This is a genomic window from Amorphoplanes friuliensis DSM 7358 (genome assembly GCF_000494755.1).
In the GTDB taxonomy this organism is placed as follows: Bacteria; Actinomycetota; Actinomycetes; order Mycobacteriales; family Micromonosporaceae; genus Actinoplanes; species Actinoplanes friuliensis.
The window spans coordinates 3,297,125-3,315,865 of record NC_022657.1 but is presented as its reverse complement, the minus strand read 5'-3'; the positions used below and the strand labels follow the sequence as shown (position 1 = coordinate 3,315,865).

Annotated in this window: 16 protein-coding genes; 8 read left to right on the top strand and 8 right to left on the bottom strand. The window is 72.2% G+C overall.

Features of this window, described 5'->3' with window-relative positions; translation table 11 throughout:
* Positions 1-31: 31 nt before the first annotated feature.
* On the bottom strand, positions 32-1,507 hold the full coding sequence (locus tag AFR_RS15475) for a GGDEF domain-containing protein (protein WP_023361419.1): 1,476 nt from the start codon (positions 1,505-1,507) through the stop codon (positions 32-34).
* Between the two features lie 74 nt (positions 1,508-1,581).
* On the opposite strand from AFR_RS15475, the gene AFR_RS15470 reads away from it, so the two are divergent.
* Positions 1,582-2,511, top strand: a complete 930-nt coding sequence (locus AFR_RS15470; protein ID WP_023361418.1) for a DUF389 domain-containing protein — start codon at positions 1,582-1,584, stop codon at positions 2,509-2,511.
* A 2-nt stretch (positions 2,512-2,513) separates the two neighbouring features.
* Here AFR_RS15470 and AFR_RS15465 read toward each other — a convergent pair whose 3' ends face one another.
* Complete coding sequence (locus AFR_RS15465; protein WP_023361417.1) at positions 2,514-3,116, bottom strand: hypothetical protein; 603 nt, start codon at positions 3,114-3,116, stop codon at positions 2,514-2,516.
* The gene (locus AFR_RS15460) at positions 3,113-4,012 is read right to left on the bottom strand and encodes an ABC transporter ATP-binding protein (RefSeq protein WP_023361416.1); all 900 of its coding nucleotides are present in this window, start codon (positions 4,010-4,012) and stop codon (positions 3,113-3,115) included. Before AFR_RS15460 ends, AFR_RS15465 begins: the two co-directional genes overlap by 4 nt.
* Positions 4,013-4,116: 104 nt before the next feature.
* On the opposite strand from AFR_RS15460, the gene AFR_RS15455 reads away from it, so the two are divergent.
* The 5 genes from AFR_RS15455 (at position 4,117) to AFR_RS15435 (ending at position 12,933) form a co-directional block, all read left to right on the top strand.
* On the top strand, positions 4,117-5,718 hold the full coding sequence (locus AFR_RS15455) for an MFS transporter (RefSeq protein WP_148307969.1): 1,602 nt from the start codon (positions 4,117-4,119) through the stop codon (positions 5,716-5,718).
* Between the two features lie 70 nt (positions 5,719-5,788).
* Positions 5,789-6,352 carry a hemerythrin domain-containing protein gene (locus tag AFR_RS15450; protein WP_023361414.1) on the top strand — a complete coding sequence of 188 codons (564 nt, stop codon included), beginning with the start codon at positions 5,789-5,791 and terminating at the stop codon, positions 6,350-6,352.
* Positions 6,353-6,415: 63 nt separating this feature from the next.
* Complete coding sequence (locus tag AFR_RS15445) at positions 6,416-7,258, top strand: helix-turn-helix domain-containing protein (protein WP_023361413.1); 843 nt, start codon at positions 6,416-6,418, stop codon at positions 7,256-7,258.
* A 151-nt stretch (positions 7,259-7,409) separates the two neighbouring features.
* A complete protein-coding gene (locus AFR_RS15440; protein ID WP_023361412.1) occupies positions 7,410-10,157 on the top strand; it encodes a transglycosylase domain-containing protein in 2,748 nt (915 codons plus the stop codon).
* Positions 10,158-10,191: 34 nt separating this feature from the next.
* Positions 10,192-12,933 (top strand): AAA domain-containing protein, encoded by a 2,742-nt coding sequence (locus tag AFR_RS15435; protein ID WP_023361411.1) that lies wholly within the window; start codon positions 10,192-10,194, stop codon positions 12,931-12,933.
* Here AFR_RS15435 and AFR_RS15430 read toward each other — a convergent pair.
* A complete protein-coding gene (locus tag AFR_RS15430) occupies positions 12,917-13,873 on the bottom strand; it encodes a quinone oxidoreductase family protein (RefSeq protein WP_041842244.1) in 957 nt (318 codons plus the stop codon). The genes AFR_RS15435 and AFR_RS15430 overlap by 17 nt on opposite strands.
* A gap of 101 nt (positions 13,874-13,974) precedes the next feature.
* Here AFR_RS15430 and AFR_RS15425 point away from each other — a divergent pair, with 101 nt between their 5' ends.
* Positions 13,975-14,850 (top strand): helix-turn-helix domain-containing protein, encoded by an 876-nt coding sequence (locus tag AFR_RS15425; RefSeq protein ID WP_023361409.1) that lies wholly within the window; start codon positions 13,975-13,977, stop codon positions 14,848-14,850.
* A gap of 1 nt (position 14,851) precedes the next feature.
* Here the strand turns inward: AFR_RS15425 and AFR_RS15420 are convergent, their stop codons facing one another.
* From AFR_RS15420 to AFR_RS15405, 4 genes are all read right to left on the bottom strand, one after another.
* Positions 14,852-15,271: a hypothetical protein gene (locus AFR_RS15420; protein WP_023361408.1), complete on the bottom strand. Its 420-nt coding sequence runs from the start codon at positions 15,269-15,271 to the stop codon at positions 14,852-14,854.
* 82 nt (positions 15,272-15,353) lie between these two features.
* On the bottom strand, positions 15,354-15,779 hold the full coding sequence (locus tag AFR_RS43640; RefSeq protein WP_148307968.1) for a DUF6188 family protein: 426 nt from the start codon (positions 15,777-15,779) through the stop codon (positions 15,354-15,356).
* Between the two features lie 77 nt (positions 15,780-15,856).
* Entirely contained in the window at positions 15,857-16,543 is a 687-nt protein-coding gene (locus AFR_RS15410; protein ID WP_023361406.1) for a DUF998 domain-containing protein, read from the bottom strand.
* Positions 16,544-16,599: 56 nt separating this feature from the next.
* Complete coding sequence (locus AFR_RS15405) at positions 16,600-17,775, bottom strand: ROK family transcriptional regulator (protein WP_052359398.1); 1,176 nt, start codon at positions 17,773-17,775, stop codon at positions 16,600-16,602.
* Positions 17,776-17,817: 42 nt separating this feature from the next.
* Here AFR_RS15405 and AFR_RS15400 point away from each other — a divergent pair, with 42 nt between their 5' ends.
* Positions 17,818-18,645 (top strand): LacI family DNA-binding transcriptional regulator, encoded by an 828-nt coding sequence (locus tag AFR_RS15400; protein WP_023361404.1) that lies wholly within the window; start codon positions 17,818-17,820, stop codon positions 18,643-18,645.
* The last annotated feature ends 96 nt before the right edge of the window (positions 18,646-18,741 follow it).

Below are 18,741 nucleotides of genomic sequence, written 5' to 3'. Positions count from 1 at the left end.
GCGTGGGTGTTCCTACCGTGATCAACGAGAGTCAGGGCCGAACGGCGTTCCTGCTGTTCTTCGTCTCGTACATGGCGAGGTCGGCGCGGTGGAGCAACTCGTCCATGGCCAGTTCGCCGGGTGCGGAGATGGCCATGCCGATGCTCGCGTTCGGCTGGACCATGGTCGGGCCGACGTCGATCGGTTCGGCCATGGCGGCACGGATGCGCCTGATCACGGCCTGGGCCTGCACCTCGTCGCTGATGTCCGGCAGCACCACGGTGAACTCGTCACCGCCGAGCCGGGCCACCAGGTCGGAACCCAGCACGCAGCGGCGGAGCAGCTCGCCGAAGCCGATCAGCAACTGGTCGCCGGCCTGGTGGCCGAGCGTGTCGTTGACCTGCTTGAAGCCGTTCATGTCGATGATCAGCACGCCGACGCGGGTGCCGTTGCGGCCGGCCCGGGCCAGGGCGCGGGGCAGTGCCTCGTAGAGCTGGACGCGGTTGGCCAGCCCGGTCAGGCCGTCGGTCACGGCCAGGCGGCGGCTCTCCTGGGCGGACACCATCTGCCGGGCGAAGGCGAGCGTCGAGACGATCAGCGCGCCGACGATGAGACCGCCGGCCGGGAACGGATCCCGGATGCCGACCGTGATCAACAGCAGGGCGTACCCGGGCAGCACGGTCAGGTAGGGCCACCGCGGCGGGCGCGGCGTGGCCCGCAGGTCCGTACCGGAGCGGCTCGCCTCGGGGCGGCGGGCGTACCAGGCCTGCACGTAGGGCGCGAGCATGAGGACAAAAACGCCGCCGGTCCACAGGCTGCTCTGCAGCACGGTCGGGATCACCGGGCCGCCGCTGTTGAGCGTGTACGCCCGTACGGCGTCCCCGGTCAGGATGAGCAGGGTCGCGGCGACGATGGCGAGCAGGGGCCGGCGGGACGCGGCGGCCTGCGGGCCCCGCATCAGCACGACGCCGATCCCGAAGAGGAGCGCGGCTCCCGTGAGCGGGTGGATCACACTCGGCACGAGCTCACGCCAGCCGACCGAGCTGTCCGCCAGGGCGGGGCTGACCATCAGGTACCACAGCACCATGGCCGATCCGACACCCACGAGCCCGGCGTCCAGGCGCAGTTTGGCCCGCTCGGCAGGGGCGGCCGGGATCCGCGCGAAGGACAGGATGCCGATCAGCGTGGCGGGCGGGATCAGCAGCCGCAGCACGTCCGGCGGGCTGGGGAACTCCTGGCCCGGGAAGATCCCGTACAGGACGATGGTGACCGGCCACAGCGCGTACGAGGGCAGCATCAGCAGCCAGGCGCGGCGTACGCGGGGGGTCAGGGTCTTGAGCCGGGCGGTCCGGACGGCAAATCCCAGGGCGAGGGTCGCGAAGACCAGCTGGGAGAAGCCGGTGATGGTGACGAACACGAGCGAGTCCGACGCCCCGGACAGCGGGATCGCCGCGAGTGCGATGATCCCCAGCACCAGCAGCACCATCAGGCCGAGGGTGTCCCACCCAGGCCGCTTCGTGGTCTCCACGCCTGCCTTCATCGGCGCGGCGCCCCGGAACCTGAGTCTTACACTCACGATTCACCGTGATCATGGGAGCACCGATGCTGCACGTACGTGTAATCGCCCCCGGCGAGCGCACACCCGAGGTGCTGAGCCTGCTGACCGCCGACACTGCCGTCACGCACGTCGTGGTCCTCGCCGGCGCCGCGCATTCGCCGCAGGGTGACGTGCTGGAGTTCGACGTCGTCCGGGAGGGCGCCAGCACGGTGCTCGATCAGCTCCAGGAGCTGGGGCTGGACCGCGACGGCGCCATCGTGGTCGAGCGCGTGCAGACGTCTCTGTCCGCCTCCGCCGACGCGGCTGCCCGCGACACTCCCGGCCTGGGCGTCGACGCGGTGGTGTGGGAGGAGATCGAGCAGCAGACGGGCGAGGAGACGACCCTGTCGGCGTCGTTCCTGGCCTTCATGATCATCGCCACGGTGATCGCCGGCATCGGGGTGCTGCTCGACCAGCCGATCCTGATCGTCGGCTCGATGGTCGTCGGACCGGAGTTCGGCCCGCTGGCCGCACTCTGCGTGGGTGTCGTGCAGCGCAAGACGGTGCTGGTCCGGAACTCCCTGCTCGCGCTCGGCGTCGGCTTCCCCGTCGGCATGGCGGTCACCGTGCTGGCCGTGTGGCTGCTGACCGCGGCCGGGCTCGTCGACAAGTCGATGCTGCTCGACGAGCGGCCCCTGACCGATTTCATCTGGCGGCCGGACGCGCTGTCGTGGGTGGTCGGCTTCCTCGGCGGTGTCGCGGGGATCCTGTCGCTGACCTCCGCGAAGGCCGGCACCCTCGTCGGCGTGCTGATCTCGGTGACCACCGTGCCCGCCGCGGCCAACGTCGCGGTCGCGGTCGCCTACGGCGTGCGCAGCGAGGCCTCCGGGTCCGCCCTGCAGCTGGTCATCAACCTCGCGGCGATCATCAGCGCCGGTGTGCTGACCCTGATCGTGCAGCAGACGGTGTGGAAGTGGACCCACCGGGCCCGCTGACCTCAGTCGCTGTTCAGGTCCCGCCTGATCGCGAACGCGGCGCCGACGATCGTGGCGAGGGTCCAGCCCAGGAGGATCAGGAGTTTTTTCACGTCGCCGGTGGCCGCGTCCAGGTAGGCCGAGAACGGCAGCGGCTCCTGCATCTTGCCGTACATGGCTTCCACGAAGATGACCCAGACCGCGAAGCCGACGAAGAGGAACGTCGCGCTGCGCACGATGGCCGCGGCCGCGGCGCCCAGCAGGGCCAGGATCGGGGCGACGACCAGGGTGATCAGGAACCGTTCACGGCTGCCCTGGACGAACACGACGCCACCGCTGACAGCGGTGAATCCGACGCTCACGATCAGGGCGGTGACGAGCTGGCCGAGGAGCACCCGCAGCCGCCGCGGCCGGGCCAGGTAGAGCAGCACTGCCGTCCGGTGCTGATAGTGCTGCGAGACGCCGGTGACCCCGAACCCGAACGCCCCCACGCCCGCGAGCAGCGCCCAGAAGTCGGAACCGACCAGGCTGAGGAGAATGCCGGCGGCGGTGAAGACCGCGAGCGACATCGCGCTGGACCGGACGGTCGACATGCGGTACAGCTCGCTGCGCACGACCTCGATCATCGGACGGGCTCCGCGGCCGGGGCGGTGCTCACCAGGTCGAGGAAGATCTGCTCGAGGTTGGGCGCGTCGACCGCCAGCTCGTAGAGCGGCACCCCGGCCTCGAAGGCGATCTCACCGGCGTCCTCCGGTGTCAGACCGACCACCTCGAGCCCCTCACCGTCCGTGCCCACCGTCGCCCCCGCCTCCTCGTACACCCGCAGCAGCGTCTCCGGGTCACGGCCGCGGACGCGCAGGCGGGCCGACGTGGAGCCGTAGAGCTCGTCCAGCGGCGCGGCGTACCGGATCGAGCCGTCCGCGATGATGACGACGTCGTCGATGAGCTGGGCCAGCTCGGCCAGCAGGTGACTGGAGATCAGCACCGTGCCGCCGCCGTGCGCGTGCTCGCGCAGCAGCTCCCGCAGCCAGGCGATGCCCTCGGGATCAAGACCGTTGGCCGGCTCGTCCATGATCAGCACCGACGGGTCGCCCAGCAGGGCCGTCGCCACCGCGAGCCGCTGTCGCATGCCGAGCGAGTACTCACCGCAGCGTTGCTCGGCGGCGTCGCCGAGTCCCACCTGTTCCAGCAGGTCGTCGACCCGGTCACGGCCGGTGCCGGCGAGGATGGCCTGGGTGGTCAGGTGGGCCCGGCCGCTCTGCCCGGGGTGGGCGATGCCCTGCTCCAGGACGGCACCGACCTGCCGGGCCGGGTGGCTGAGCTTCTGGAAGCGCACCTTGTCGATCAGTGCGACGCCGGAGGTCGGCCGGGTCAGGCCGAGCAGCATCCGCAGTGTGGTCGTCTTGCCGGACCCGTTGAGCCCGAGGAAGCCGGTCACGCGCCCGGGCACGGCCGAGAACGTCACGTCGTCGACGGCACGGACCCGCCCGTAGGACTTGGTCAATCCGATCAGCTCGATCATCGCGCGTCATCATGGCAGCCGTTGTCACGTCGCGCCGCCCCTCGAGCCGGCGCGGGGACGAGATCGTCACGGTAGATCGAGCGGCCCCGGGGTAACGGGGGATGATGAGCGCCGGTCCTGCCACCGTCCCCGCCACCGCCCCGACGGCGTGGGGACCGTTGCGTATCGCCGCGTTCCGCAGTCTGTGGCTGGCCCTGCTGGCCAGCAACATCGGCACCTGGATGCAGACCGTCGGCGCCCAATGGCTGCTGGTGGAGGAGTCCGGCTCGGACACGCTGGTGGCGATCGTGCAGACCGCCAGCACGCTGCCGATCGTCCTGCTCGCGCTGCCGTCCGGTGCGCTGGCCGACACCTTCGACCGGCGCCGGTTGCTGATCGCCGTCCAGACGTTCCTGGTCGCCGTGGGTGTGGTGCTGACCGTGCTCACCCTGACCGGCCGGATGCCGGCGACGCTCCTGCTGACCCTGACGTTTGTCCTCGGTGCCGGTCAGGCGCTGACCGGACCGGCGTGGCAGGCCGTCATTCCCGAGCTGGTCCCGCGCAATCAGCTCGCGTCGGCCTCCGCCCTCGGCGCGATCAGCATGAACCTGGCCCGGGCGGTCGGCCCCGCGGTGGCCGGTCTGCTGATCGCGCGGACCGGCGCCGGGGTGGTCTTCGCGCTCAACACGCTGTCGTTCGTGGTCTTCGCCCTCGTCCTGCTGCGCTGGCGGCGCGCGGCGGCGGACCCGGGCATCGTGCCCGAGCGCTTCACGGCCGCCGTCCGGTCCGGCAGCCGGTACGTGCGGCACTCCCCCGTGGTCCGGCGCATCCTGTTGCGCGCGGCGCTGTTCCTGGTCCCCGGCAGCGCGCTCTGGGCGTTGCTCCCGCTGGTCGCCAGCCGCCGCCTCGGTCTGGGCTCCGGCGGTTACGGCGTCCTGCTCGGCGCGGTCGGTGTCGGCGCCGTGGCGGGCGCGCTGCTGCTCCCGCAGTTGCGGGCCCGCTGGTCGCTGAACCGCCTGCTGCTGGTGGCCGGCATCGGTTTTGCCGTGGTGCTCACCGTGCTCGCGCTGGGCCGCTCGGAGGCCGTCGTCGTCGCGGCGCTGCTGCCGGCCGGCATCGCCTGGGTCATGGTGCTCTCCAGTGTGAACGCCTCCATGCAGCTGTTCCTGCCGAACTGGGTCCGGGCCCGTGGTCTGGCCGTCTACCAGATGATCTTCGCCGGGGCGCAGGCCGCCGGGGCGCTGGCCTGGGGTGCGCTCTCCGACGGCGCCGGGCTGGTCACCGCGCACCTGGTGGCGGCCGCGCTGATGCTGGCCGGCGCGCTGACCCTGCGCTGGTGGCCGCTGAAGGACACCACTTCGCTGAACAGGGAGCCGGCCGTCTACTGGCCCGAGCCGCACCTGGAGCTGGAGCCCGCGAAGTACGACGGCCCGGTCCTGGTCACCGCCGGCTATCCGGTGAGCCCGGAACACGAGGACGCTTTCGTCGAGGCCATGCAGGGCGTACGCCGTACGCGGCTCCAGACCGGCGCGGTGCAGTGGGGACTGTTCCGCGACGGGGAGGATCCGGGACGCTTCGTCGAGGTGTACCTGGTGCCCAGCTGGGACGAGCACCTGCGCCAGCACACCGGCCGGCTGACGGGCGCCGACCAGGCCACCGAGGAGCGGGCGCGGGCCCTCGCCGACGGCCCGCCCGAGGTCAGCCATCTTCTCTCCACCGCGGACTGACGACGCATACATCGCGGGGACCGGGGTAGTCGGCGGAAGTTGTGCACGAACGAGCTTTCGAGGAGCAGTGATGACGAGTACCCCTGCCGGTGACGTGGTGGACGTCCTGACCAGTGACCACCGCGACGTCACGGCCCTGATCGCGGAGATCTGGTCGGTCCGCGACCCGATGGTCCGGCGGGACCTGACCGACACCGCGATCAGCGAGCTCGTCCGCCACGCGGTCGCCGAGGAGATGTACGTTTACCCGGCGATGCGCAAGTACCTGCCGGACGGTGACAAGTCGGTGGAGCACGACGTCGAGGAGCACAAGGAGCTCGAGGAGACGATGAAGCGGCTGGAGGACGTCGACGTCTCCAGCACCGAGTTCGACGAGGCGCTGCGCAAGCTCGAGACGATCCTGGCCGACCACGTCCAGGACGAGGAGTCCGAGCAGTTCCCCGAGCTGCGCCGCCGGGTGCCGCGCGAGGAGCTCGTCGAGATCGCCGGCAAGGTCGAGACGGCCAAGAAGCTGGCGCCGACCCGGCCGCACCCCGCGGCACCGAACAACGAGCTCTTCCACAAGCTCGTCGGCCCCGGCGTCGGTCTGGTCGACCGCCTCCGTGACAAGCTCACCGGCCGCGCCACGAAGTGACCACCGCTGAGGGGGTCCGGCAGGACCCCCTCAGAAGCGCCTCCCCGCGCCTACCGTGAAGACATGACCGCGGAGCCGAACCTGCTGGGCGCCTTTCTGCGCGCCCGCCGTGAGCTCGTCACCCCCGAGGAGGCGGGTGTGCCCGTCGTCGGTGTGCGGCGGGTGCCGGGCCTGCGGCGCGAGGAGGTCGCGATGCTGGCCGGCATCAGCGCCGACTACTACCTGCGCCTGGAACGCGGTCGCGACCGCCACCCGTCGGTGCAGGTCCTCGAGTCCCTCGCCCGGGTCCTGCGCCTCGACGACGTCTCCACCGCGTACCTGCTCGGTCTTGCGGCGGACAGACCCCGCCGGTCCCGCCGGCCGCGCAAGGAGATCCTCCCTTCCGGTACGGCCGCACTGGTCGCGATGCTGCCGTTGCCCGCGTTTGTCGAGGGCCGCTACCTCGACGTCCTCGCCGCCAACCCGTCGGCCGGCGCACTGTCGCCCCGTCTCGTGCCGGGCGGCAACCGGCTGCGGGACGTGTTCCTGGACCCGGGCGAGCAGGACCTTTTCTTCCCGCATTTCGAGGAGGCCGCCGCCGGGCTGGTCGCCGGTTTCCGTGAGGCGGTCGGCACCGACACCGGCGATCCCCGGTTCATCGAGCTGGTCGGCGAGCTGTCGCTGGCCAGCCCGCTCTTCCGTCAGCTCTGGGCCCGCCACGACGTGCGGTCCCGGGGCAGCGCGGTGGTGCCCTTCCATCACCCGCAGGTCGGCGAGCTCCGGCTCAACAGGGAGAAGCTGGCCGTCACCGGGACCGACGGCATGATGCTCGTCGTCTACCACCCGGACCCCGGCACGGACGCCGCCGACAAGCTGGCCCTCCTCGGGTCCGCGATGCTGCCCCCGGCCGTGCGCGAGTCGCCCTGAACCGGTCCGGCTGATCTGACACTTACCTGACATTCGTGCGCAAGGCTGGCGGCTGCCCTGGGACGACTGGAAAGTTTTTCGTCGTTTTTGTACACCAAATCACGTCTTCGTACGTCCTTAGGGTGCATGACCCACTCCGAAGGGACTCACGATGCCGTCAGCCGGACAGCGCAAGCCGCGGAATTACCTGAGCTGGTGGGTCCGAATACCCCGGTGGTACCGCCGGGCCGTCGCCGTCGTCGTGGTGCTGACGGTGTCGCTGACCGTCGCCGCCGCCGGGTACGTGGTGAGTGTGGACCTGCCGCCGGACCCGGTGCCACCACAGGCGTCGGTGCTGTACTACCGCGACGGCCGTACCGTGCTCGCCCGGATCGGGACCACCGACCGCACCGACGTCGGGCTGGACAAGATACCCCTGGCGGTGCGGCAGGCGTTCCTGGCCGCCGAGGACCGCGGCTTCTACGGGCACTCCGGCGTCTCCGTCCGCGGGCTGCTGCGGGCACTGTGGACGAACATCGTCCACGACGACGGCCAGGGCGCGTCCACCATCACCCAGCAGTACGTCCGCAACGCGTACCTGACGCAGGAGCGGACGGTGAGCCGCAAGAGCCGGGAGGCCGCCCTCGCCCTGAAGGTCGAGCACCGGTTCAGCAAGGACGAGATCCTCTCGCGCTACCTCAACACCATCTACTTCGGGCGCGGCGCGTACGGCATCGAGGCCGCGGCCCGCGCCTATTTCGGCACGGGGGTCGACCGGCTGACGGGCTTCCAGGGGGCCGTACTCGCCGCGATGGTCAAGGACCCGACGCGCGGTGACCCGGCCGCGGATCCCGAGTGGGCACAGACGCGGTGGAAGTGGATCCTGCGGGCGATGAGCGAGCAGGGCTGGCTGCCCGAGGGCACGGCCGACCGTACGCCGTACCCGGCCGTCGCGCCGGAATCGGTCACCGCGAGCACCATCGGCGGCCCCGCGGGGCTGATCGCCGACCGGGTCGAGGACGAGCTGCTGGCCGCAGGCATCAGCCGCCAGCAGATCCGTACGGGCGGGCTGCGTGTCACGACCACGATCGACGCCACCGCGCAGGCGGCCGCCACCGGTGCGATCGGCACGGCCCTGCGCGGCCAGCCGAAGGAGCTGCGGACCGCGCTGGTCGCCCTCGACCCGCAGAACGGCGGCGTCCGCGCCTACTACGGCGGCGACCGTGGCCGCGGCTACTTCGACGACGCGCTGGCCGCCCGGCCACCCGCCTCGACGTTCAAGCCGGTGGTCCTCGCCGCCGCCGAGGAACAAAACATCGGCTACCAGTCGCTCTACAACGGAACCTCGCCGCGGCAGTTCACCGACCGCGGTGGCGCGCCGCTCTACAACCAGGACAACCTGCAGTGCCCGATCTGCCCGCTCGACATCGCGATGGTGCACTCGCTCAACACCCCGTACTACGCCCTGGCCGAGCAGATCGGCCCGGCCAGCGTCCGCAAGCTCGCGCTGCGGCTGGGCGTACCCGAGAAGTACGGGAAGCAGCCGACGCTGGTCGACGTGAAGGGCGAGCCCGCGCCCGGAAAGACTCGCTCGGACATCGCTCTGGGCCGTTATCCGGTGGCCCCGGCCGACCTGGCGACGCTCTACGCCACCCTGGCCGGTGGTGGGCTCAGGACGGAACGGCACTTCGTCGAGACGGTGACCCGGGCCAACGGCTCACCCCTGTTCAAGCACCAGTCGGAGCCCGTGGAGGTGCTCTCGAGCGCCGTGGCCGCGGACGTCGGTGCCGTCCTGGCGCAGGTGGTGAAGCACGACGGCCCGATCCCCGGTGTGCCCGCGGCGGCCAAGACCGGCTCGCAGCAGTGGTCCGACACCGGCGACTCGTCCGACGCCTGGACGGCGGGCTGGGCGTCCGGGCTCGCCGCCGTGACGTGGGTCGGCCGTGACAAGCCGGGACCCATCCGCCTGAAGAACGGCAAGGCCATCAACGGCGACGGGATGCCGTACGAGATCTGGCGCAAGTTCCTCGCCGGGGCGCTCCGCGGCCGGTCGCCGGCGCTGGCACCGGCCGCGGAGGTCGGCCGGCCCGAGTCCGCCGACCTGCGGACCCTCGGTCCCGACGCCAAACGTGCCCCCGGCGTCGTCTATCCCGGGCCGCAGAAGGGCGATCTGGTCGACAAGTCGAAGGCGACCGGCTCCTGGCAGGAGCGGGTGGCGCGCCTGACCGCGGAGCTCGAGCTGTACGCGACCAAGGTGCCGGACTTCTCGGTCGCCGTGACCGACCGCAGGACCGGCCGCCGGTTCGACTTCCGGGGCGACCGCCGGTACGAGGCGGCCAGCGTGGTGAAGGTCGAGCTGCTGGCCGCGCTGCTGCTCCAGGCCCAGGTCCAGGGGCGTCAGCTCACCGCCAAGGAGCGGACACGGGCCGAAAAGATGATCAAGGCGAGTGACAACGACGCGGCGGTGAAGATGTACGCCGCCGTCGGGGGCGCCGACGGGCTGCGCCTGGCCTGCCACGAGCTCGGTCTTGACGACACCGACGCCGACGAGTCGTTCGGTCTGACCCGCACGACGGCCAAGGACCAGAACAGGATGATCGCCGCGCTCACCGCGGCCGACAGCCCGCTGAAGGAGTCCTCCCGCGACTACATCCTTCAGCTCATGGCCTCGGTCAACGCCGACCAGAGCTGGGGTGTCAGCGCCACGGCGTTCTCCGGCGAGCGGACCTCGCTGAAGAACGGCTGGCTCTCGCGCTCCACCGAGCAGGGTCGCTGGATCGTCAACAGCACCGGCCGCATCAGCGGCGACAAGACCGACACCGCGGTGACGGTCCTGTCGCACGGCCACCCCACCCAGGCCGACGGCATCAAGGTCGTCGAGCAGGTCGCCGCGCTGACCCGCAGCTACCTGGGCTGGTAACCCCGGATGCACGGTGGCGGTAGCGTGGGGCGCCATGCTGCCGTCCACCGTTCTCGCCGTCCTGGCCGAGCTGGCACCGGCCGGCGCCGACCGGGTGCTGGACGTGACCCGCGGCGGGCAGCCGCTCGCCTGGCTCGACGACGCCGAGCGGGCGCCGCGCCGGGCCGAGACCGACCGCCTGGCCGCCCTGGCGGCCCTGCACCGCGACGAACGGATCCTGCGCCGCGGCTGGGGCTTCCTCGCCGGCCGGACCGAGGTCGACGGCAAGGTCCGCAAGGTCCGGGTGCCCCTGATGAGCCAGCCGGTCCAGCTCGAACGGGGACTCACCGGGTACCGCGTGGTGCCGATCGGTGACGTCGAGATCACCCCGCTGGTCGCCGACCGGCAACTGGCCGCCGCGTTCGAGGCGGCGCCGGGGCTGGCCGCGCCGGGGTGGCTCGACGCCATCGGCAGCCGGGCCTGGCTGTGGTCGGCTGCCCAAGCGACCGGGCTGCCGGTCGACGCGGTGGTCGCGGACCGCCGCAAGCTCCCGAACGACCGGATCGTGCTGGTCGCGACGGCCGGCCTCTTCGTGGTGCGCGACGTGTACGGGCCCGGCCTGGCCGACAGCTTGCGCACCTGGTCCCGGCGGGACCTGAGCGGCACGGCGCTGGCCGCCGTCTACGGCGACGAGCGCACCGATCGCAGCGACGACACCCCGGTGGTCTCACCGCTCCCGCTCACCGAAGCGCAGGCGCGGGTGGTCGCCCGGGTCCGGACGGCGCCGGTCACCGTGGTCTCCGGGCCGCCCGGCAACGGCAAGAGCCACACCGTGGTCGCCGCGGCCCTGGAGGTGGTGCACCGCGGCGGATCGGTGCTGGTCGCGACGCAGTCGCCGCACGCCGCCGAGGTGCTGGCGTCCCTGCTGGGCCGGTACCCGGGCCCGGTTCCGGTCCTCTTCGGCGACGCGCAGCGCCGCGACGACCTCGCCGCCCAGCTCGCCGCCGGCGCCGACCGTGGTTACAGCGACCGGGAGCTGCGCGCGGATGCCGACAGCGTCCAGCTCGCCCTCAGGGGCGTCGGCCAGGAACGCGCCCGCATCACCGAAGCCCTCGACGAGGAGGTCCGGGCGGCCGCCCTCCCGCGCTGGGAGCCGCTGCTGCCCGAGCTGGCCGCCGACGTGCCCGGCGCGTTCACCGGTGTGCGGACGGACGACTTCGACCGCCCGGGGCTGCGCGGCTGGTGGGCGAGGCGCCGTCTGGGCGTACGCGGTGGGGTGCCGGCGGAGAGAGTGCGTGCGGCGCTCACCGCGGCCGCCGCCCAGCTGTCCGCCGCCCGTCTCGCCGCGACCGGCGGCACCGACCTGGACCGGCGCTGGAGCACGCTGCGGTACCTCGAGGACGGACTGGCCCGGACCGCCGGTGAGGCGATGCGCCGCGCCGCCCGCAGCGAGAAACGCTGGGACCGCGAGGCGCGGCGCGGGGTCGCCGCACTGGCCACGGCGCTGCGGGCCGGGCGCAACCAGCGCCGCGAACTGCTCGCCCGCATGGACGCCGCGCCGCTGGTCCGCGCACTGCCGTTGTGGATCGGCACGGTCGCCGACGTGGAGGACCTGCTGCCCGCCGCGCCCGGCCTGTTCGACCTGGTGGTGATCGACGAGGCCTCCCACGTGGACCAGGTGCGCGCAGCCCCGGTGCTGGCCCGCGCCCGGCGTGCGCTGATCGTCGGCGACCCCCGCCAGCTGCGGTTCGTGTCGTTCGTCAGCACCGTCGACATCAACGAGGTCCTCGCCCGCCACGACGCCGACGACCGGCTGGACGTCCGCCGGGTGAGCACCTACGACCTGGCCACGGCGGCCGCACCGGCCACCTGGCTGGCCGAGCACCACCGCAGCACGCCGCATCTGATCGGCTTCTCGGCCCGCCGCTTCTACGACGACCGGGTCGCGGTGATGACCAGGACACCGGCCGCCGAGCTCGCGGACGGGATCGACGTGGTCCGGGTCCCCGCCCCGGGATCACTCGCGGCCGAGGTCGCGGACGGGATCGACGTGGTCCGGGTCCCCGCCCCGGGATCACTCGCGGCCGAGGTCGCGGCGGTCCTGGAGGTCGTCGCCGCCCAGGCCGGGGCGGGAACGCGCAGCATCGCGGTCATCTCGCCGTTCCGCGCCCAGGCCGAGGCCCTCGAAGCCGCGCTGGTCGCGGCGTACCCGGTGGACCGCATCGAGGAGCTGGGCCTGCGGGTCGGCACGGTGCACGCCTTCCAGGGCAGCGAGGCCGACGTGGTGGTGGTCTCCCTCGGCCTGCTGCCCGGCGACCCGGCCGGCCGGCGCCGTTTCGTCGCCGACCCCCACCTGTTCAACGTGATGGTCACCCGGGCGCGTCACCGCATGGTCGTGGTCACCTCCCTCGGTACGCCGGACGGCCTGCTCGCCGACTACCTGACCTACGCGGACACCCCACCCGGGCCCGCGGGTCAGGAGGTCGTCGAGGCGAACCCGTGGCCGGCCGCCCTGCACGAGGAACTGCGGCGCCTCGAGGTGGAGGTCCGTCCCCGCTATGCGGTGGGACCGTGGACGATCGATCTGTGCATCGGCCCGGCGGAGGCACCGATCGGCGTCTTCTGCGAGGTTCATCCCGACGGCACCGGCGCCCATCTCGCCCGCCGGCAGGCACTGCACCGTGCCGGGTGGCGCCTGGCCGATGCCTTCGCCAGCCGCTGGGCGGGCGACCCCCGCCGGGCCGCCCTCGAGCTCGCCCAGCTGAAAGCGACCACCGAGCTCACGCCGGGTGACTGACCTCGACGACCTGCTTACCCAGTGCGCCACCCCGCTCGAAGGCCTCGTGGGCCGCGGCGATGTCCGCGAGCGGGTACACGCCGTCGATCACCGGGCGGAGAGCACCCGCGGTGACCTGTTCGGCTAGGCGAATCAGGTGCGGGGTCAGCGGGTTGACGCTGAAGGTGCGGATGCGGCGGCTGCCGTGCACCGTGGACGCGGCGACCGCGGCGATGGCGGGACCGGACAGACCCACGGTGACCATCCGGCCGCCCGGTGCCAGCCGGCGGCGGTAACGCCCCAGGTCGGTGCCGACCGTGTCCAGGACGACGTCGAACGGGCCGAGATCCTCCGGGGCGGTCCGCCGGTAGTCGACGACGGTGGTCGCACCCAGGTCGGTCAGGGCCTTCGTGTGCCGGTCACGGGCCAGTGCGGTGACCCGGCCGCCGAACGCGTGCGCGAGCTGGACCATGGCCGTACCCACACCACCCGCCGCCCCGCGGACCAGGACGCTCTCCCCCGCGGTCAGGACGGTCGCGTCGCGCAGAGCGGCCAGGGCGGTGACACCGGGCACGACCAGCGCGGCGGCTTCCACCGCCGAGAGACCCGCCGGTGCCGGCCCGATGCGGTCGGCGCGGACCAGGACGTACTCGGCCGCACCCGCGACGACGTGCTTCTCGCGGGGATGCACGGTCCCCCACACCGCATCACCGACCGCCACCCGGGTGGTGCCAGGGCCGGTCGCGGCGACCACACCGGCGAAGTCCAGGCCGGAGCCGATCGGGAAGCGACGACCCGAGACGATCTTCATGCCGCCGGAGCGGAGCAGGGCGTCGTGGCCGTTCACGCTGGACGCGCCGACACGGACGAGCACCTGTCCGGCTCCCGGCTCGGGACGGTCGACGTCGGTCAGGCGGAGGACGCCCGGGGCGCCGTACGAAAAGAACTGTGTGGCCTTCATGCCGTTGATCGTGGGCGGCGGGAACGTCACCGTGGTCGGCCAGTTGTTCCTGGGTCTGCGAGACCCACCATCGCCGCGGGGACCCGCCGCATACTGGGGCCATGGACGAAGATCCGCGCCGTGAACTCGCCGACTTCCTCAAGGCCCGGCGTACCCGGATCAGGCCCGAGGACGTCGGGCTGGAGCCGGGTCCGCGGCGCCGCGTGCAGGGGCTGCGGCGGGAGGAACTCGCCCTGCTGGCCGGGGTGAGCCCGGACTACTACCAGCGGATGGAACAGGGACGCGGCGTGCGGCCGTCCGAGGAGGTTCTCGACGCTTTGGCCCGGGCCCTCAGCTTCACCGCGGAGGAGACCCGCCACCTGCACAAACTCGCCGCCACGGCACGGCGGCCGGCTCGCCGGACCCGGCAGCGGCCCCCGGAGGTCGTGCCGCCGACCACCCTGAGGCTCCTGAGCACGATGACCGGGCCCGCGATGGTGGTCGGGCGGCACCTCGACCTGCTCGCCTGGAACCCGCTGGCGGGTGCCCTGCTCGGGCAGTTCGCCGACCTGCCCCGGCCCGCCCGCAACATGCTCTGGCTCCTGCTGCACCCCGACGCCGACCTCACCTGCCCCGACCGGGCGGGCACGGTGGGTGAGCTGACGGCGATGCTGCGCACCGCGGTCGCCGCCGACCCCGGACACCCGCGGGCGGTCGAGCTGGTCGGCGAGCTCGCGGTCCACAGCGTCGAGTTCCGTACGCTCTGGGGCCGCCACGACATCGAGGAGACCACCCGCGGGCGGATGCGTGTCGTCCACCCGCTCGTGGGTGAGCTCACGCTGGACTGGGACGCCTACCGGCTGCCCGGGGCGGCACCCGGGCCGATGATCGTCGCTTACACAGCCCCGGAGGGCAGCGCCGACAGCGAGCGACTCCAGTTGCTGGCCCGCCTCGTCGACACACCGGCACCGGCCAGGATCCCCGTCCGCCGGCCCTGAGTCAGACCAGGGGTGAGGCGTCCGCGGGGGTGACGACCGTGGTCGTCGTGGTCGCCGCCGCCGGCTTACGGCGCGGCGGCCGCGGAACGGCGTCGGCCTTCGGCTCGGACGTGGTCGTCGACTTCGGCTCGGACGTAGCCTTGGGCTCGGACGTTGCCTTGGGCTCGGACGTGGTCGCGGCCTTGGGCTCGGACGTCGGTGCCGGCTTCGGCTCGGACGGGGTCGCGGCCTTGGGCTCGGGGGTGCTGCCGGCCGGCTTCGCGCCGACCTCCTCCGTGGCCTTCTCCTTCGCGCGGACCACACCCGGCTGGTTGTTCACCTTCCGCACGGTCTCCACGATCTGCTCGTACTTCTCGCGGCCGGCGCGGCTCCCGAGCACGTACCCGATCGCCATACCGGCGGCCAGCTTCACAACCTTCATCCCGCACTCCTCGAATCTCGGCTTCACAACAGCGTTCGTCCCGAGTTCCCCGGCCGGCCGCTGCGAAACCGCCTGAGCGACTTCAGGATGTGCCGTCACCCCACACGGCGATCTCACCGCGGGCCAGGCAGACGACCAGGAAACCGTCCGGGCCGGCGACCGCCCAGGACTCGAAGTCGGCGTCGACACAGACCACCAGCCGCGCTCCGCTGCGGAAGACGAGCTCGAGTTCACCGTGGTCGAGCGCCCGCGCCTCCCGGACGACGTCGCCGAGCAGCGTGGCGAGAATGTCGGAGGGGTTCTCACCCGGCTCGATGGCGACCCGGCCGGCCGGACCGTCCAGGTGGGTGAGGGTCTCGATGAGAACCTGGCAGCTGCCGGAGAAGCTCAGGACGACGGCGTGACCCAGCCGCACGTACTCGAGCTTCCGGCCGACCAGAAGGTCCAGGGACCGGGCTTGCCGGGGACGCCGTCCGGCGTCCATGTCGGCGACCATGACTGGCAACATGTCGACCTCGTTCGGCTCGTCGGGGCTACTGATGGCAGGACGGTAGCCCCGACTTTCATAAGAGAGCCTTAAAGGCGTCAGAGAGATTCGTGAACCTGGGTCATCCGGCGGCACAGTGCCGCTAGCGCGGCCAGCCAGAGCCAACCGACGGAGACGCACAGCCGCTGCCACAGCCCGGCCGTGGAGGTCCACGGATCGGTGCCGGCAAAGCCCACCGTGGCGAAGGTGAAGAAGACGGCGAACGTGATGCCACTCAGCGCCGAGTACAGCGCGAACCGGCCCGAGCGGCGCCGCGGGAAGGTCACCATGGCGAGGAACAGGGCGGCAAAGCCCGGTAATGAGAAGACCAGATCGTGCACCTGACCGTGCCAGGTGGCCGGTCCGGTCGATGTCGGGTAACCACCCACCGGATCGGTCAGGAACGCTCCCGCGCCGATCAGGCCCGCACCCCAGACGGCCACGAGCAGCGGCACGACCACCGCCCCCGGGCCGCCCCGCAGGGTCCGGCGCAGGCCGGCAGAGAAGAGCATGACCAGCAGGCCGCAGACGACGAAGTTCACGATCTGCTGCCAGCCGTGCGCTTCGAGGGCGAGGGAGCTGACCGGATGCCGGATCGCCGAGTATCCGTCACCTCGAAGAGCACCTTCCACCAGGTACGCCGCGGTGAAGAGTGGACCCGCGACCAGACCGGCGGCGAGCAACCGGCTGGGGCGGGAGGGTGGCCTGGCCGGGGCGGCCGCAGCCGCGATCAGCACCGTCGTCATGCTGTCAACCGTAGTTGACAGCCGGCGGATCCGTCAACCGCAGCTGACACGGGTGGTCAGTGGACTCCCAGGGTGTGACCGGGGGCGATGGAGGCCTGCACCACCAGGGCCGCGGCGCCGATGCTCGCCGCGTCGCGGGGCTGGGCGGACAGCTCGACGACGATCTCGTGGCGGCGCCGGGCGTGCGCGGTCCGGGCCAGGTGGGCCCGCAACCGGCGGGCGTAGATGGAGCCCGCGACCGCGACACCCGGGCCGGTCAGGACCAGGCGGCCCAGGTCGAGCAGGTTCACCATGGAGGTCACGGCAACGCTGAGATAGCCGGCCGCCCGGTCCACCAGGGCAAAGGCGTCCGCGTCACCCCGGACGGCGGCGCGCGCGATGGCGTCGTACGCGGAGGAGACCGTCCCGTCGAGGCGCAGACGGGAGGTCAGGGCGGGATCCGCGCGCGCCTCGTCCACGGTGGCCGCCATCGAGGCGTACCGCTCCACGCAGCCCTGGTTGCCGCACGGGCAGGGCCGGCCGTCGTACCGGATCGACGAATGTCCGAGCTCGCCCGCGTCGAAGCTCGCGCCGCGGAAGAGGGCGCCGCCGAAGACGAGGCCGGCGCCGATGCCGGTGGACAGGTAGACGCTGCCGAACGACTGCTCGCGGGAGACACGCCGGGTCCAGAACTCCCCCAGGGCCGCGGCGGCGGCGTCGTTCTCGACCAGCACCGGGATCTTCAGGTGGTCGGCCAGATCAGCGCGAACCACGCCCCACTCCGGGGCGGCCGACTCGTGGCCGGGCCGGGCGGTCGGCGCGACGATGGCCAGGCCCTCGACCCGGTCGCGGGGCAGGTCGAGACCGTCCGTGAAGTCGTCGAAGCGTTCGGCCAGCTGCGCCGGCAGGTCGGCGGTGGTCAGCGGGACCACCTCGCGGCCGACCACCCCGCCGGTGAGGTCGATGGCCACGCAGGTCAGCGACTCGGCGCCGACCTGGAAGCCGATCCCGAAGCGGTTGGCGGCGTTGATGGCGAGCAGCTTGCGGGGCTTGCCGCGGATGGAGTCGGCCGAGCCGGTCTCGTGGATGACCCCGTCGGCGATCAGGTCGCGCACGATGTTGGAGATCGACGGCTGGGTCAGGCCCGTCAGCTCGGCGAGCTCGACGCGGCTGATCGTCGTGGCCGAGCGGATCACGTCCACGACGAGGGCGCGACTGCCCGGCCCCGCAGCCGGCGTTTCTCGTCGTGCCATGGCGGTACCGTATCGCCTGGGCAGGAAGAACCGGAGGAAGCGGTGACCGAGGCACAGCGACGGGTCGGGCTGGTGCTCGCGCGCGCCTCACGGGTGCTGGGCGAGGAGCCCTACTACCACGAGTTCCTCGAGGGGCTCGAGCGTGTGCTCACCCCGGCCGGGGTCTCGGTGCTGGTCAAGGTAGTCACCGACCGGCAGGCGGAGAGCGACACCTACGAGCGCTGGGCCGCCCGGAGGCACGTCGACGGTGTGGTGCTCGTCGATCTGGCGCCCGGCGACGACCGGGTCGCCCTGGTCAACAGCCTCGGTCTGCCCGCGATGGTGCTCGGCGCCCCGTCAACGGCCTCGGGTCTGCCGACGGTGTGGACCGACGACGCCGGGTTCGCCCACGAGGCCGTCCGTTTCCTGGCCGGGCGCGGGCACGAGGTGATCGGGCACATCAGCGGTCCGGTGAGCTTCGCGCACACCCAGTTGCGCCGTTCGGGAGCGGCAGCCGAGGCCGAGGCGCTGGGTCTGCAGTTGCTGCACGCCGAGGGCGACTACTCGTACGAGTCGGGCCGCGCGGCGACGGTGGAGCTGATCGGGGCCGGCCCGACCGCGATCTTCTGCGACAACGACCTGATGGCCCTGGCCGCTCTGGACACGTTGCGCGAACGCGGCAAGTCGGTGCCGGACGACGTCTCGGTGGTCGCCTGGGACGACTCCCCGCTCTGCCAGTTGGCCACGCCGGCGTTGTCGGCGATGAGCCACGACGTGGGCCGGATCGGTGAGCTGGCCGCGGGCGCGATGCTCGACGCGATGGCCGGGGCCGCGCCCGTCGTCTACGAGGCACCGGCCGCCCACATCGTGACGCGCGCCAGCACCCGCTGAGAAATGCCTGCTCAACAGCGATGACGTGCTCGCTCCTGACTACATAAATTATTAATCTAAGGTTGACACCGTCGTTACAGCCGTCCCATGCTGTGC

What these genes read in the sequence shown, in the direction of transcription:
- AFR_RS15465 (WP_023361417.1), bottom strand. Translation starts at nt 3,116, where the DNA reads ATGATCGAGGTCGTGCGCAGCGAGCTGTACCGCATGTCGACCGTCCGG.
- AFR_RS15430 (WP_041842244.1), bottom strand. Translation starts at nt 13,873, where the DNA reads ATGAAGGCCACACAGTTCTTTTCGTACGGCGCCCCGGGCGTCCTCCGC.
- AFR_RS15410 (WP_023361406.1), bottom strand. Translation starts at nt 16,543, where the DNA reads ATGACGACGGTGCTGATCGCGGCTGCGGCCGCCCCGGCCAGGCCACCC.
- AFR_RS15460 (WP_023361416.1), bottom strand. Translation starts at nt 4,012, where the DNA reads ATGATCGAGCTGATCGGATTGACCAAGTCCTACGGGCGGGTCCGTGCC.
- AFR_RS43640 (WP_148307968.1), bottom strand. Translation starts at nt 15,779, where the DNA reads ATGTTGCCAGTCATGGTCGCCGACATGGACGCCGGACGGCGTCCCCGG.
- AFR_RS15425 (WP_023361409.1), top strand. Translation starts at nt 13,975, where the DNA reads ATGGACGAAGATCCGCGCCGTGAACTCGCCGACTTCCTCAAGGCCCGG.
- AFR_RS15420 (WP_023361408.1), bottom strand. Translation starts at nt 15,271, where the DNA reads ATGAAGGTTGTGAAGCTGGCCGCCGGTATGGCGATCGGGTACGTGCTC.
- AFR_RS15440 (WP_023361412.1), top strand. Translation starts at nt 7,410, where the DNA reads ATGCCGTCAGCCGGACAGCGCAAGCCGCGGAATTACCTGAGCTGGTGG.
- AFR_RS15455 (WP_148307969.1), top strand. Translation starts at nt 4,117, where the DNA reads ATGAGCGCCGGTCCTGCCACCGTCCCCGCCACCGCCCCGACGGCGTGG.
- AFR_RS15450 (WP_023361414.1), top strand. Translation starts at nt 5,789, where the DNA reads ATGACGAGTACCCCTGCCGGTGACGTGGTGGACGTCCTGACCAGTGAC.
- AFR_RS15405 (WP_052359398.1), bottom strand. Translation starts at nt 17,775, where the DNA reads ATGGCACGACGAGAAACGCCGGCTGCGGGGCCGGGCAGTCGCGCCCTC.
- AFR_RS15435 (WP_023361411.1), top strand. Translation starts at nt 10,192, where the DNA reads ATGCTGCCGTCCACCGTTCTCGCCGTCCTGGCCGAGCTGGCACCGGCC.
- AFR_RS15470 (WP_023361418.1), top strand. Translation starts at nt 1,582, where the DNA reads ATGCTGCACGTACGTGTAATCGCCCCCGGCGAGCGCACACCCGAGGTG.
- AFR_RS15445 (WP_023361413.1), top strand. Translation starts at nt 6,416, where the DNA reads ATGACCGCGGAGCCGAACCTGCTGGGCGCCTTTCTGCGCGCCCGCCGT.